The sequence below is a fragment of the Streptomyces olivaceus genome, assembly GCF_000721235.1.
In the GTDB taxonomy this organism is placed as follows: domain Bacteria; phylum Actinomycetota; class Actinomycetes; order Streptomycetales; family Streptomycetaceae; genus Streptomyces; species Streptomyces olivaceus.
The window spans coordinates 36,206-50,342 of sequence record NZ_JOFH01000014.1 but is presented as its reverse complement, the minus strand read 5'-3'; the positions used below and the strand labels follow the sequence as shown (position 1 = coordinate 50,342).

At 72.7% G+C, this 14,137-nt stretch carries 12 protein-coding genes and 1 pseudogene; 5 read left to right on the top strand and 8 right to left on the bottom strand.

Going from position 1 to position 14,137, the window contains the following annotated elements; genetic code table 11:
- The first annotated feature begins 58 nt into the window (after positions 1 to 58).
- A complete protein-coding gene (gene aspS, locus IG94_RS0116190; RefSeq protein WP_031036312.1) occupies positions 59 to 1,822 on the top strand; it encodes an aspartate--tRNA ligase in 1,764 nt (587 codons plus the stop codon).
- Positions 1,823 to 1,921: 99 nt separating this feature from the next.
- On the opposite strand, the gene IG94_RS0116185 is transcribed toward aspS, so the two are convergent.
- The 3 genes from IG94_RS0116185 to IG94_RS0116175 form a co-directional block, all read right to left on the bottom strand.
- The gene (locus IG94_RS0116185) at positions 1,922 to 2,287 is read right to left on the bottom strand and encodes a PH domain-containing protein (protein ID WP_031036308.1); all 366 of its coding nucleotides are present in this window, start codon (positions 2,285 to 2,287) and stop codon (positions 1,922 to 1,924) included.
- 99 nt (positions 2,288 to 2,386) lie between these two features.
- Entirely contained in the window at positions 2,387 to 4,003 is a 1,617-nt protein-coding gene (gene metG, locus IG94_RS0116180; RefSeq protein WP_031036304.1) for a methionine--tRNA ligase, read from the bottom strand.
- A gap of 130 nt (positions 4,004 to 4,133) precedes the next feature.
- Positions 4,134 to 5,468, bottom strand: coding sequence for a VWA domain-containing protein (locus IG94_RS0116175; RefSeq protein ID WP_031036300.1), 1,335 nt, complete (start codon positions 5,466 to 5,468; stop codon positions 4,134 to 4,136).
- A 264-nt stretch (positions 5,469 to 5,732) separates the two neighbouring features.
- On the opposite strand from IG94_RS0116175, the gene IG94_RS0116170 reads away from it, so the two are divergent.
- Entirely contained in the window at positions 5,733 to 7,823 is a 2,091-nt protein-coding gene (locus IG94_RS0116170; protein ID WP_031036297.1) for a PhoX family protein, read from the top strand.
- Between the two features lie 32 nt (positions 7,824 to 7,855).
- Here IG94_RS0116170 and IG94_RS0116165 read toward each other — a convergent pair whose 3' ends face one another.
- From IG94_RS0116165 to IG94_RS0116150, 4 genes are all read right to left on the bottom strand, one after another.
- The gene (locus tag IG94_RS0116165) at positions 7,856 to 8,866 is read right to left on the bottom strand and encodes an endonuclease/exonuclease/phosphatase family protein (RefSeq protein WP_031036294.1); all 1,011 of its coding nucleotides are present in this window, start codon (positions 8,864 to 8,866) and stop codon (positions 7,856 to 7,858) included.
- 103 nt (positions 8,867 to 8,969) lie between these two features.
- Complete coding sequence (locus IG94_RS0116160; RefSeq protein WP_031036292.1) at positions 8,970 to 9,326, bottom strand: hypothetical protein; 357 nt, start codon at positions 9,324 to 9,326, stop codon at positions 8,970 to 8,972.
- A gap of 45 nt (positions 9,327 to 9,371) precedes the next feature.
- On the bottom strand, positions 9,372 to 10,298 hold the full coding sequence (locus tag IG94_RS0116155) for a hypothetical protein (protein ID WP_043483780.1): 927 nt from the start codon (positions 10,296 to 10,298) through the stop codon (positions 9,372 to 9,374).
- A 72-nt stretch (positions 10,299 to 10,370) separates the two neighbouring features.
- Complete coding sequence (locus IG94_RS0116150; protein ID WP_031036285.1) at positions 10,371 to 10,892, bottom strand: hypothetical protein; 522 nt, start codon at positions 10,890 to 10,892, stop codon at positions 10,371 to 10,373.
- Positions 10,893 to 11,127: 235 nt separating this feature from the next.
- On the opposite strand from IG94_RS0116150, the pseudogene IG94_RS43515 reads away from it, so the two are divergent.
- Positions 11,128 to 11,226 (top strand): annotated as a pseudogene (locus IG94_RS43515) (IS481 family transposase); the annotation flags it as partial.
- A 147-nt stretch (positions 11,227 to 11,373) separates the two neighbouring features.
- A complete protein-coding gene (locus IG94_RS0116145) occupies positions 11,374 to 12,441 on the top strand; it encodes a serine/threonine-protein kinase (protein ID WP_031036282.1) in 1,068 nt (355 codons plus the stop codon).
- Positions 12,442 to 12,478: 37 nt separating this feature from the next.
- Here IG94_RS0116145 and IG94_RS0116140 read toward each other — a convergent pair whose 3' ends face one another.
- Positions 12,479 to 12,667 (bottom strand): hypothetical protein, encoded by a 189-nt coding sequence (locus IG94_RS0116140; RefSeq protein WP_031036279.1) that lies wholly within the window; start codon positions 12,665 to 12,667, stop codon positions 12,479 to 12,481.
- 111 nt (positions 12,668 to 12,778) lie between these two features.
- On the opposite strand from IG94_RS0116140, the gene IG94_RS0116135 reads away from it, so the two are divergent.
- Positions 12,779 to 14,128: a helix-turn-helix domain-containing protein gene (locus IG94_RS0116135; RefSeq protein ID WP_031036276.1), complete on the top strand. Its 1,350-nt coding sequence runs from the start codon at positions 12,779 to 12,781 to the stop codon at positions 14,126 to 14,128.
- The last annotated feature ends 9 nt before the right edge of the window (positions 14,129 to 14,137 follow it).

Genomic DNA, 14,137 nt, shown 5'->3' with positions numbered 1-14,137 from the left:
TTGTTTCACGTGAAACGCGAAACGCCATCCCCGATCCGCGAAGGCTGGATGAACGACGATGCATCGGTACAGGTCCCACACCTGCGGCGAGCTCCGCTCCTCTGACGTCGGCACCGACGTCCGGCTGAGTGGCTGGCTGCACAATCGGCGCGACCTGGGCGGCATCCTCTTCATCGATCTGCGCGATCACCACGGCATCACGCAGCTCGTCGCCCGTCCGGGCACCGAGGCCTACGAGGCGCTGGACAAGCTGACGAAGGAGTCGACCGTACGGGTCGACGGCCGGGTCGTCTCGCGCGGCGCCGACAACGTCAACTCCGACTTGCCCACCGGCGAGGTCGAGGTCGAGGTGAGCGAGGTCGAGCTGCTCGGCGCCGCCCAGCCGCTGCCCTTCACCATCAACACCGAGGACGGGGTCAACGAGGAGCGGCGGCTGGAGTACCGCTTCCTGGACCTGCGGCGCGAGCGCATGCACCGCAACATCATGCTGCGCACCCAGGTCATCTCCTCGATCCGCAGCAAGATGGTGGCCCTCGGCTTCAACGAGATGGCGACGCCCATCCTCACCGCCACCTCCCCCGAGGGCGCCCGCGACTTCGTCGTGCCCTCCCGTCTGCACGCGGGCCGCTTCTACGCCCTGCCGCAGGCGCCGCAGCAGTTCAAGCAGCTGCTGATGATCTCCGGCTTCGACCGGTACTTCCAGATCGCGCCCTGTTTCCGCGACGAGGACGCCCGCGCCGACCGCTCGCCGGGCGAGTTCTACCAGCTCGACGTCGAGATGAGCTTCGTCGAGCAGGAGGACGTCTTCCAGCCGGTCGAGAAGCTGATGACCGAGCTGTTCGAGGAGTTCGGCAACGGCCGGCACGTCACGTCGCCGTTCCCGCGCATCCCGTTCCGCGAGGCGATGCTGAAGTACGGCTCCGACAAGCCGGACCTGCGGGCCCGGCTGGAGCTGGCCGACATCAGCGACATCTTCGCGGGCTCGGAGTTCAAGGCCTTCGCCGGCAAGCACGTCCGTGCGCTGCCCGTCCCGGACGTCGCGGGCCAGCCCCGCAAGTTCTTCGACCAGCTCGGCGACTACGCGGTGGAGCAAGGTGCGAAGGGCCTGGCCTGGGTCCGCGTCGCCGAGGACGGTTCGCTGACCGGCCCGATCGCGAAGTTCCTCACCGAGGAGAACGTCGCGGAACTGACCAAGCGGCTCTCGCTGGCCGCCGGTCACGCGGTGTTCTTCGGCGCGGGCGAGTTCGACGAGGTCTCGAAGATCATGGGCGCGGTGCGGGTCGAGGCGGCCAAGCGCGCCGGGCACTTCGAGGAGAACGTCTTCCGGTTCTGCTGGATCGTCGACTTCCCGATGTACGAGAAGGACGAGGAGACGGGGAAGATCGACTTCTCCCACAACCCCTTCTCGATGCCGCAGGGCGGCATGGACGCCCTGGAGAACCAGGACCCGCTGGACATTCTCGCCTGGCAGTACGACATCGTCTGCAACGGCGTCGAGCTGTCCTCCGGCGCGATCCGGAACCACGAGCCGGAGATCATGCTCAAGGCCTTCGGGATCGCGGGCTACGACGAGGAGACCGTCGAGCGCGAGTTCGCCGGCATGCTCCGGGCCTTCCGCTTCGGCGCCCCGCCGCACGGCGGCATCGCCCCCGGCGTCGACCGCATCGTGATGCTGCTGGCCGACGAGCCCAACATCCGCGAGACGATCGCCTTCCCGCTCAACGGCAACGCCCAGGACCTGATGATGGGCGCGCCGACCGAGCTGGAAGAGACCCGGCTGCGGGAGCTGCACCTGACGGTGCGCAAGCCGCAGCCGAAGTAGCCGACAGGCGGGACGCGCAGGACGCGCAGGACGAGCAGAAGGGCCCGGCGCCGGTGAGTCACCGGCGCCGGGCCCTCCCGCGTTCCGTCGTCGTGCGGTCTACCGCGCCACGAACTGGGTCAGTATCGCCTGGACCTCGTAGATGTCGACGCCCTTGGTGAAGGTCTTCTCGATCGGGGTCTGGGAGCCCGAGAGCCAGATCTTCAGTTCGGCGTCGAGGTCGAAGTGGCCGGCCGTCTCGACCGAGAAGTGCGAGATGCTGCGGTACGGGACCGAGTGGTACTCCGTCTTCTTACCGGTGATGCCCTGCTTGTCGATCAGGATCAGTCGCCGGTCGGTGAACAGGATGGTGTCGCGGATCAGCAGGTAGGCCGCGTGGACCTGTTCGCCGTGGCCGAGCAGGCGTGCGTACTCCTGCTGCGCCTGGGCCGGATTGATGCTGTGCGCGTTGCCGAACAGTGCCATGGATGCCCCCCTCTGAGATCGTTGTGGTCCGAGCTTCGCAAAGCGCGGGGCCCGGGAGAAGGCCTGCCCCCTCCCGGGCCCCGTGCTGTAGCGAGCGTGTTACGCGGTCGGCTTCTCCTCGAGACGCGGGAACAGCACCGCGCCCTTGGTGACCGTGGTTCCGGCGGGCAGCCGGCCCCAGTCCGCCGCCTCCTGGACCTTCTGCTCCGCGAGGGCGCCGAGGGCGGCCTCCGCACCGAGGGAGTCCCAGAGCTTCCGCGAGGTGTCCGGCATGACCGGGTTGAGGAGGACCGCCACGGCGCGCAGCGACTCGGCGGCCGTGTAGAGGATCGTCGCCAGGCGGGCCCTGCCCTGCGGGGACTCGTCCTTGGCGACCTTCCAGGGCTCCTGCTCGGTGATGTAGCCGTTGACCTGCTTGACGAAGTCGAAGACCGCCAGGATGCCGCCCTGGAAGTCCAGCTCCTCACCGATCTTGCGGTCCGCCTCCGTGACCGCCCTGGTCAGACCGGAGTGGATGGCCTCCTCGGCGTCCCCGTCGGCCGTCGAGGCCGGCAGCTCACCGCCGAAGTACTTGGCGACCATGGCCGCGACGCGGGAGGCGAGGTTGCCGTAGTCGTTGGCCAGCTCGCTCGTGTAGCGGGCGGAGAAGTCCTCCCAGGAGAACGAGCCGTCCTGACCGAACGCGATCGCGCGCAGGAAGTACCAGCGGTACGCGTCCACGCCGAAGTGCGAGGTCAGGTCCTGCGGCTTGATGCCGGTCAGGTTGGACTTCGACATCTTCTCGCCGCCGACCATGAGCCAGCCGTTCGCGGCGACCTTGCCGGGCAGCGGCAGGCCCTGCGCCATCAGCATCGCCGGCCAGATGATCGCGTGGAACCGGAGGATGTCCTTGCCGACCAGGTGCACGTCGGCCGGGAACGTCGACGCGAACCTCTCCGGGTCCTCGTTGTAGCCGACCGCCGTGGCGTAGTTCAGCAGGGCGTCGACCCACACGTAGATGACGTGCTTGTCGTCCCAGGGGACCGGCACGCCCCAGTCGAAGGTCGAGCGGGAGATGGAGAGGTCCTGCAGGCCCTGGCGGACGAAGTTCACGACCTCGTTGCGCGCGGACTCGGGCTGGATGAAGCCCGGGTTGGCCTCGTAGTGGGCGAGCAGCTTCTCGCTGTACTCGCTCAGCTTGAAGAAGTAGTTCTCCTCGCTGAGGATCTCCACCGGCTTCTTGTGGATCGGGCACAGCTTCTGGCCCGCGTACTCGCCCTCGCCGTCGAGCAGCTCGCCGGGGAGCTTGTACTCCTCGCAGCCCACGCAGTACGGGCCCTCGTAGCCGCCCTTGTAGATCTCGCCCTTGTCGTACAGGTCCTGCACGAACTCCTGGACGCGGTCGGTGTGCCGCTTCTGCGTGGTGCGGATGAAGTCGTCGTTCGCGATGTCGAGGTGCTCCCACAGGGGCTTCCAGGCCTCGGTGACGAGCTTGTCGGCCCAGGCCTGCGGGGTGACCCCGTTCGCCTCGGCCGTGCGCATGATCTTCTGACCGTGCTCGTCCGTGCCGGTGAGGTACCACACCTTCTCACCGCGCTGGCGGTGCCAGCGGGTGAGCACGTCGCCTGCGACGGTCGTATAGGCGTGGCCCAGGTGAGGAGCGTCGTTCACGTAGTAGATGGGGGTCGAGACGTAGTACGCCTTCGCCCCCTGCTTCTCGGTTCCAGTGGCCGCCATGGTCGAAATCCTACTGGCCCGGCGGAGAACGGCTCACACGCGTTTCGGGGGGTGGACCGGGGGGTCCCCGGTCCACCCCCCGAGGGCGGCTGCGGTGCGCGGTCGCGCGGGTGCCGCGCGGGTGCCGTGCTTACGGGCGCCAGGTGGCCAGTACGCCTTCGTAGAGCTCCTTGTCGGTGAGCTCCTTGGGGGTCTCGCCCGCCAGGAAGTGGGACGCGTTGCCCGTCTTGAGCTTGCGGAGGTAGTCGAAGGCCTTGTTCTCCGGGTCACCGAAGGCGACGAAGGAGAAGTGCACGTTCGGGTGTTTCGCCGCGGCGTCCGTGAGGGACTGGGTGGCGGGGGTCTTCGCGTCGGGGGCGCCGTCGGTCTGGAAGACCACCAGCGCGGGGGTGCCGGGGGGCGCGTGTTCGGCGTGGTGGGCGAGGACGGCCTCGACGGCGGCGTGGTAGGCGGTGCGGCCCATGCGGCCGAGCGCTCCGTGCAGCTCGTCGATCTTGTTCTCGTGGTCGGCGAGGGTCAGCTCTCCGGTGCCGTCCACTTCCGTGGAGAAGAACGTGACGTGGACCGCGGCCTCGGGGTCGAGGTGGGCGGCGAGCGCGAGGGTCTGCTCGGCGAGGGCCTGGGCGGAACCGTCCTTGAAGTACGCGCGCATCGACGCGGAGCGGTCGAGGACGAGGTGGACCCTGGCGCGGGTGCCGGTGAGGCCGTGCTTCTTCAGGGCGGCGCCGGCGGCCTTGTAGGCGGTGGTGAGTCCCGGGGCCTGGGAGCGGAGCCTGGCGGCGCTGGTCGCGGGTTTCGGGGCGGTTGCCTCCGGCGGGGTGGCCTTGGTCGCCTCGGCTTCGCCTTCGGTGTCCGTGTTCCCACCCGCACCGTCCGTGCTGCTTTCGTTGCCGGGTGCGGGTGGCCCCTGTGGGGCCTTGTCGCCGTCGGCGGGTGCCGGGTCCGGGGCCGGTTCGGGTGCCGGGGCCGGGGCCGGCTCGGGCTCGGCCTCGGACTGCGGCTCTGCGGCCGGCTCCGGGGCCGGCTCGGTCTTCGGGTCGGGCTGCGGCTCGGTCTTCGGCTTCGGCTCGGGCTGCGGGTCCGGCTTTGCCTCGGGCTGGGGCTCTGCCGCCGGCTCCGGGGCCGCCTCGGACTGCGGCTCCGGTTCCGGGTCCGTCGGCTTCGGGACCGTGATGTTGGTGAAGGCGGCCTTGACGAGGTCGTGCTCGTCGGTGGAGGTGGAGGTGGAGGCGGCAGCCGGGGCGGGAGTGGATTCCGAGCGGGGCTCGGGGACCTGGGGGGTGGCCTCCGGCTGGGCCGGGGGCTCGGAGGGGTCCGGCTCCGCCGGTGCGGCCGGCTGCGACGGGAGCTTCGGCTCCGGCGCGGTGACGGCCGGTGCCGTCTCCTGCGTCGCACCCTCCGTCTGAGCGGCCCGTTCTTTGCGTGACCGGCCGAACGCGTTCCGCAGGAGAGTGAGAATGCCCATGTGCGCAACCCTTCGCGTGAGTTGATGCCCGTCAATCCCTGGCCAGGACGGACACGTAAGGTTAGCGGTCCCGGCTTGTGATCTTGTGCAGGGTCTGCCACGCACGCACGGAGACGTCAAGACCGGATCCGGCCGGTGCCGCGATCCCCCATCGCTTCCGCGGGTTCACCCGTCGTTCACCGCGATGCCCGGCTCCCGCACGTGTGCGCACCTACGGTCGCGCTGACGCCAAGGGTATTCAGGGTTTCTCAAGGGGAGAACACAGTGCGCAAGCTGCTGCCGTTGATCGGAACGCCGTCCGGTTCGCACCCCGGCGGGAGGTCCGCCATGACCTGCCGTTTCCGGTGCGGCGACGCCTGTTTCCACGAGGTGCCGAACACCAGCGGCAACGAGTACGCCGGTGACGTCATCGCCGGTGCGCTCAGCCGCCGTTCGATGATGCGGGCCGCCGCCGTCGTCACCGTCGCGGCGGCGGGCGCCGGAGCCGCGGGGGTCGCCGGGGCGCCGTCGGCGCAGGCCGCGCCCGCGGCTGGAAAGGGGCACGGGAACGGGCCCGGGAAACCGTCGAAACCGCAGGGTGCGCGCGGGCTGCGGTTCACGCCCGTCGCGCCCAACACCGACGACACCGTCACCGTTCCGGAGGGGTACCGCCAGGACGTCGTGATCCGTTGGGGTGAACCCATTCTGCGCGGGGCGCCCGCCTTCGACCCGGAGAAGCAGAGCGCCGGGGCGCAGGCCGGGCAGTTCGGGTACAACAACGACTTCCTCGCGCTGCTGCCCCTGCGCGGCGAGCACGACCGCCAGCTCCTCGTCGCGAACCACGAGTACACCGACGAGGTGCTCATGTTCCGCGGCTACGACCCCGAGAACCCGACCCGCGAGCAGGTCGAGATCGCCTGGGCGGCGCACGGGCTGTCCGTCGTCGCCGTGGAGGAGGAGAAGCGGAGCGGCCGCCTGACTGCCGTCTCCCGGCACCGCCTGAACCGGCGGGTCACCGCCACCACCGAGTTCCGGCTGACCGGGCCCGCCGCCGGTTCCGACCTGGTGAGGACGTCCGCCGACCGCAGCGGCCGCAAGGTGCTCGGCACCCTCAACAACTGCTCCGGCGGCACCACTCCCTGGGGCACGACGCTGCACGGCGAGGAGAACTTCAACCAGTACTTCGCCAACGCCTCCAGCGACACCGACAAGCGGTACGGCATCGGCACCGGGGCCACCGAGCGCAAGTGGGAGCGGTTCGACCGGCGCTTCGACGTGGCGCAGGAGCCGAACGAGGTGCACCGCTTCGGGTACGTCGTCGAACTCGACCCGTACGACCCCGACTCCACGCCGCGCAAGCACACGCTGCTCGGCCGGTTCAAGCACGAGGCCGCGACCGTGCGGCTGACCGGTGACGGGCGTCCGGTCGTCTACACCGGTGACGACGAGCGGTTCGACTACTTCTACAAGTTCGTCGGCAGCAAGCGGATGCGGCACGGGAACTCCCGCTGGGCGCGCGAGCACAACCTGTCGCTGCTCGACGAGGGCACGCTGTACGTCGCCAAGCTCAGCGGCGACTCCCCGGCGATCGAGATCGACGGCTCGGGCACGCTGCCGAGCGACGGCGAGTTCGACGGGAGCGGCCGGTGGATCCCGCTGGTCACCGCCACGGAGCATGGCGCGGTCTCGCACGTCGAGGGCATGAGCGCCGAGGAGGTCTGCGTGTTCACGCGGCTCGCCGGTGACAAGGCCGGCGCGACCAAGATGGACCGCCCGGAGGACATCGAGCCGTCCCCGACGACCGGCAAGGTGTACGTCGCCCTCACCAACAACACCGACCGGGGCGTGGACGCGAAGGCCAAGGCGGACGAGGCCAACCCGCGCAACGCCAACAAGCACGGCCACGTCCTGGAGCTGACCGAGCGGTGGAACCGGGCCGACGCCACCTCCTTCGGCTGGTCGCTGTTCCTCGTCGCGGGCGACCCGGAGGACCCGGCGACCTACTTCGCGGGCTTCCCCAAGGACCGGGTCAGCCCGATCTCCTGCCCCGACAACGTCGCCTTCGACGACCACGGCAACCTGTGGATCTCCACCGACGGCAACGCGCTCGGCACCCACGACGGGCTCTTCGGCGTGGCGACCAAGGGCGACCGGCGCGGTGAGCTGAAGCAGTTCCTGACCGTGCCGACCGGTGCGGAGACCTGCGGCCCGCTCGTCCAGGACCGGCGTGTGCTGGTCGCCGTGCAGCACCCGGGCGAGGTCGACGGCGCCTCCGTGGAGGAGCCGGCCAGCACCTGGCCCGACGGACCCGGCAGGATCGTGCGCCCGGCGGTCGTGGCGGTGTGGCGCGCGGACGGCCGCGACATCGGCGTCTGATCCGACCGCGACACCCGGAGCAGAGGAGGCGGTCAGCCGTCCGCCGCGTGCAGGGTCAGGTCGACGACCAGCGCGCGGTGGTCGGTGTCGGCCAGGTCCAGGAACCGGGCGCCGTGCGCGGCGAAGTCCTCGGAGACCAGGACGTGGTCGATCTGCGTGCCGAACGCGGGGAGGGTCCGCGCGGGCCAGCTGGGTGTGCGGTCCTCGCCCGCCAGCCGGGCCGCGTCGTGCAGTCCCGCATCGAGGATGCGGCGGAAGGCGGCGTGGTCCTGGGAGGCGTTGAAGTCGCCGGCCAGGACCGCGGGCGCCCCGCGGTCCCCGGCGGCGGCGTCGCGCACGGCGTCCAGCTCCTCGCGCCACAGGCCCACCTGGTCCGGCAGCGGCGGCATCGGGTGGGCGAGCTGGAGCCGTACGGCGTGGCCGCGTACGTCGGCGACGGCGGCGGGCATGCCCATGGTGCCGGGGACGCCGGGAGCGGCCGTGAGCGGGAAGGCGCTCAGGATGACGGAGCCCTTGGAGCCGCCGCCCTCGACGGCCCGCCGGTTCGGGTAGTCGGCGGCGAGTTCGCGCCGCAGGGCCGCGTCGCACGTATATTCGCACTCCTGTACGAACACGAGGTCGGGCTTCTCGTCCCGTACGGCGCCGATCAGGGCGTCGGTGCCCCGCCCGAACTCGACGTTCGAGGTCAGCACCCGCACCTCGGCGACGGGCGGCCCGGCGGGCTCGCCGGTCCTGCCGTACGGCTCGATGAACCAGGCCAGCAGCCCGAGCAGCACCACGCCCCACACCGCGCCGGTCCACCACCGGGCGAGCAGCGTCAGCAGCAGTCCGGCGGCGGTCGGGGCCAGCAGCCAGGGCAGGAAGGCGAGCAGCTGCGGCACCGGGGTGACGCCGTCGCTGTCGGCGACACGGCAGCCGACGACCACGCTCACGCCCGTGAACAGCAGCCCCGCGCACCAGGCCCCGAACCGCCGGCCCGTCCGTCGCTCCGCCCGTCCGCCGCGGTAGTCCGCCCACTCGTCGGTCGCCGTGTCGGTGCCCAAGTCCCGGCCCTTCGCTCGCGGTGCGGTGCCCGAATCCTCCCTCAAGGACGAATACCGGGTGCCGGAAGTTGCGCGCGGCCGCGGACGCCGGGTTCCGCCGCGCCTACCCGGTCGGCGAGTGGAACTCCCGTACGACCTCGATGCGGCCCACGATGTGCCGGTTGAACTCCGGCAGCTCCTCCGCCGGGACCCACAGTTCGAGGATCGTCTCGCCGCCCGTCTGCCGCACCGGGTAGCGCTCGAGGAAGGCGGTGTCGACCTCGAAGCGCGTCACGTAGCCGGCGCCGGAGGCGGGGACGTTCCAGTCGCGGGCGATGCGGACGGCGTAGTCCTCGTTGAGGACCGGGTAGAAGATCGGCTGCTCGGGCAGGCGCGGCGGCCAGGCCGTCCAGCCGGAGGCCTCGACAAGTGCCAGCTCCTCGGGACCGGTGGGGCGCCACAGGGTCGTTGTCCCGTTCATGAGCGGTGACGGTACCCGTCCCTGTGGAGGACCCGCCAAGCCATTTCAGAGGCGGGTGCGGGGCGGCTCGGGTGGGGCGGGTTCGGGGGTGGGCGGCTGCGCCGGGGCCCGGCGGCTCGGTACGCGTACGTGTCCGTAGCGGCCCGTGAGCCAGGAGGTCAGGGCGACCGTGAGGCCGAGGGCGACCAGGAGCCACGCGGCCGTGCGCAGGGTCCCGGTGAGGGCGTCGTAGACGGCGCCCGCGGCGGGGCCGTCCACCGGGCCGGGGAGGTCGGTGACGGTGAGCCGGCGGCCGAGCAGGACGGCGAGGCCGAGCAGCGCCCCGCCGAGGGCCGTGCCGAACCCGGCGGCCGTGACGGCGCGGCGGCGGCAGGCGGCGAGGAGGATGCCGGCGACGGCGAAGGCGACGGCCGCCAGCGGCAGCCAGAAGACGGCGACGTCGAGCACGTGGTAGCCCTTCCTGAGCCGGTCCGCGTCCCGGGCCGGGACCACGGTGACCTCGGTGTGCCGGACCGGGATGCGCCGGGCGAAGGGCACGTTGTCCCGTACGAGCCGGTCCCGGACGCGTTCGGTGACGGGGGCGAGGTCGACGGTGACCGGGCGCCCGGCCGCCGCGTCGTCCCGCAGGGAGCGCAGTACGGCACGGTGGACGGTGCGGTTGGCCGCGACCCAGCCCTCACGGAAGGCCTCGGTCCGGGTGAACGAGCGCGCCGCGTCCCGCACGAAGCTCCGTACCGCGCCGGTCACGGGACCGGGACCGGCCGCGACCTGGTCCACGACCCCCGCGCCGAGCGGTTCCGCGACCGCTTCCCGCACGTCCGGATCGCCGGCGAGCGGCGCCGTGGCCGCGACGTACCGCCCGGTGTCGGCGAGCCCGTACGCGGCCCAGCCCGCCAGCGTGCCGCACGGCGCGAGCAGGCAGGCGAGGACGATCAGCACGGCCGACAGGCCGCTCCTGAGACGCGGGAACACCCTTCCAGGCAAGCCCCCGCGGCCGCGCCGGGCGACCGGCGTGACTGCAGATGGCCCCCCACGACGAGCCGGTCAGGTGGTGCGGGCCGTCCGCGCCCCCACCGCGTCCCCGCGGGTGTAGTACCAGTAGACCAGCGCGCCGGTCACCGCCGCGGCCACGATCAGCGACATGAGGACGCACGTGAACATGGCCACGCCGCTGCGCGAGTAGAGGAACCCCACCGCGCTCCCCCAGAACGCGCCCCACAGTGCCGCGTGGGGCTCCCGCGGCAGCCGCCGGGCGATCTGCCGGACCACGAGGTAGAGCACGAGGAACGCGAGCGTCGTCATGAAGCCGGCGAACAGGTTCCAGCCGGTGATCGGGCCGCCGCGGCGGCTGATGGACGCCTCCCAGTAGCCGTAGACGAGCCCGGTCGCGAGGAGCGTCGCCGCCTTCGCCAGCAGGTGGGTCCGCCTGCCGAAGACGTCGGGCGGTGCCGGGCGGCCGGTCCGTCCGACGCCCGGGCCGGCGCCGGTGGACGATCCTCGTGCGAACGGTCCTCGTGCGAACGGTCCGCGTGGGGACGTTCCGGGTGTCGGTGCCGCGTGAGCCATGGGAGCACTCCTCTCGCCTCGCCCCGAACTACCAGCGCACACCTGGGCGCGCCGCCCGGCAAGTCAGGACGCGGGGCCAAGGGCCCGTGTTTCGCTTCTGCCGGTGAGGGGTCGCGTGCGCAGGCCGGTACGACGTGGCCGGTGGGAGCCCCTCGGCGGGCTGGTCCGGGCCGCCGCCCGGGGCGACGCCGTCTCCCGGCACGAACTGCTGAGCGTGCGCGGCCACGGCGTCGCCTTCCCCGGCCGGCTGCACACCTGCAAGCACCACCGCGGACACACCGCACTGAAAGGCCGACCACCCGCCGGCCGCGTCCCCGACCTCACAGGTCAGTACATCCAGCCGGTCCAGCCGCCCCCCCCAAGGTGTGCCCCGGGGCGGCGGGGCCGCCGTGTCCGGCGTCCGACCTGAGTACCCCGCTTCGCGGCCGCAGCGGTTACGGTGCTGCGGTACGTGATCGACAGGGGAGGGATGGGAGGGGACATGCCCGGAACCGTGCTGCTGCTCGCGGCGGCGCCCGTGGGCCGCGGGTGCCTGGTGGACGCCGCCTCCGTGCTCCCCGTGTTCGCGGCGGTGCCGCCCGCCGTGCTCTCCGGCGCCGACACGGCCAACGTCGTCGAACTCGCCGACCCGCTGGAGCCGCAGGCCGTCCTCACCCGGCTGCGCGCCGCGGCGGCGGCCCCGGGACCGCTGACCGTCTACGTGACCGGGCAGCTCCAACTGGACCGGCGCCAGCGCCTGCCGCACCTGGCGCTGGCCAGGACGACACCGTCGACCGTCCGCTACACCGCCCTGCCCTGGCACTGGATCCGCGAGGAGCTGCGGCTGCGGCCGAGCGGCGCGACGACGCTGCTGCTCGACCTGCACGCCGACCACGAGGCCTGGCAGTGGCTGCGGGAGCACCCGCTGGACTGCGGGCGCAACAACGCCGTCTACGGCCGCGTCGCGCCGCCGCCCGCCCGGCGGACGGTGGCCGTCCCCTCGTACATGCGGGGCGTCGCGACGATCCTGCGCAGCGGGTACCGGCCGCCTCCGCACGAACTGCACCAGCAGGCGCTGGCCCGCATGGCGGCCGAGGGCGCGGCGGTCGACGCCGACCTGGTGCTGACGGCGCCGGGGCCGGTGGCGGGCGACCCGCACGCCGTCATCGCCGCCGCCGTGCGCTCCGGCCGCCACCGCGACGCCGACGCGCTCGCCGCCCGGCACGAGCGGGCCGCCGCCCAGGCGCACGGGCCCGCCTCCGAGGACGCGCTGCACTGGGCGGAGGTGCGGGCCGACCTGTCGATGTTCGCGGGCGACCCGGTGCGCAGCTGCCGGGCCTGGCTCACCGTGGCGGAGAACCGGCTGCGCGCCGGTCAGCCGCCGCAGGCGCCCGCCGTCGAGGCGGCCGTCGACCGGGCCCACCACCAGTGGGGGCTGATCCGCGACGCCGGACGGGCCAGGGAGCTGGGCGCCGCCCTCGCCGCGCTGCGGGGCCGGGTGCCGGGCCGCCGCGAGGGCGCCCTGGACCATGTGCAGCGGGAGCTGAGCCGGCTCCAGACCCAGGGCTGAGCCGGCTCCGACCCCGGGGTGAGTCCGGGGCCCGGCGTCAGCCGTCCACCGTGGCCGGCCCGTCCGGGTCCGGGGCGGTGTCCGCCGCCGGCGGGGAGGCCGGGGCCGAGGCGCCGTCCGGGGCCGCCGGGCCCGCGTTCGCGGCCAGCAGCAGGCAGCCCACGGCGGCGACGGCGGCGGCGAGCGCTCTGGCGTAGCGTTCGGCGGTGCGGGTGCGTTCGGGCACGGTGTCCTCTGTGGATCCAGGAAATGTGTCAAGCGCGGTAAGCGCGCTTAATACGCGGTTTAACCTAGAACCGTTCCAGCCGAACGGCAAGAGCCTCAAGGGGAGTTGGCAGTGGGGGACCGTGACGACCGGGGGACCGTCGGACGCCGGGTGCAGCGGCTGCGGGCCGAGCGCGGCATGACCCAGCGCCAGCTCGCGGAACCGGCGTACACCCCCGCCTACATCTCCACCCTGGAGGCCGGCCGCGTCCGCCCCTCCGAGGAGGCGCTGCGGCACCTCGCCGACCGGCTCGGCGTCGACTACGAGGAACTGGCCACCGGACGCCCCGCCCACCTCGCCACCGACCTGCGGCTGAGGCTCACCGAGGCGCAGCGCGTCCTCGCCTCCGAGGGCGCGGAGCAGGCGGCCGAGCTGTACACCGGGCTGCTGGCCGAGGCCGAGGGGTACGACCTGGCCGAGGAGCGGGCCGCCGCGCTGCTCGGGCTCGGGGAGTGCGCCGTGGAGACCGGTGAACTGGCTGCCGGACGGCAGTACTTCGAGCGGGCCGAGCAGTGCCTCGCCGACGCCGGCGCGCCGCTGCCCGCCCGGGTGCCCGCCCTGCGCGGACGGGCGCTGTCCCACTACCTCGCCGGTGAACTGCGCTACGCCGTCTACCTCCTGGAGTCCGCCCTCGACGAGCTGAACCGCGGCGGCCTGCACGACCCCGACGCGCTGCTCCTGCTCTACGCCAGCGTGATCGGCCCGTACATGGACATGGGCGCCCACGCGCGCGCCGCCCAGGCCGCCGAACTCGCCCTCTCCCTCGCGCCCAGCGCCGGCGACCCCGCGCTGGTCGCCCGCATGCACCGTTCCGTCGCCCGCACCCTGCTCGCCGAGGGCCGCCTCGCCGAGGCCGACGCGTCCCTGGCCAAGGCGGCCGAGCTGTACCGCACGCTGCAGCTGCGCACCGAGCTGGCCAACTGCCACTGGATGCGCGGCTACGTCTGCGCCCAGAACGGCGAACTCCCGCGCGCCGAGGAGGAGATGCGGGAGGCGCTCGGCATGCTCTCGGCCACCCGCGCCGCCCTCTACAGCAGCCAGGTCGCCGTCGAGCTGGCCGACGTACTGCACCGGCGCGGCAAGTCCGGGGAGGCGGCCGAACTGCTGCACGGGGTCCTGGACGACCTCTCCTCGGAGCGCGGCGCCATGCACTCCGCGGGCGCGCACCGGCTGCTCGGCATCATCGCCGAGGACGCCCGGGACACCGAGGCCGCCGAGGAGCACTACGTCCGTGCGCTGAGCCTGCTGGAGCGGGCCGGGGCGGCCGGCGACCTGGCCGACCTGTGCCGGCTCCTGGGCGACCTGCTGCGCCGCACCGGCCGGGTGGAGGCGGCGCTCGACGCGTACCGCACGGGTCTCGGCCACCGCACCGCCCCCGGCACCACCACCCTGGGCCCGGCTCCCGCCCAGCCGCCGCTGTAGCCCCCGGCC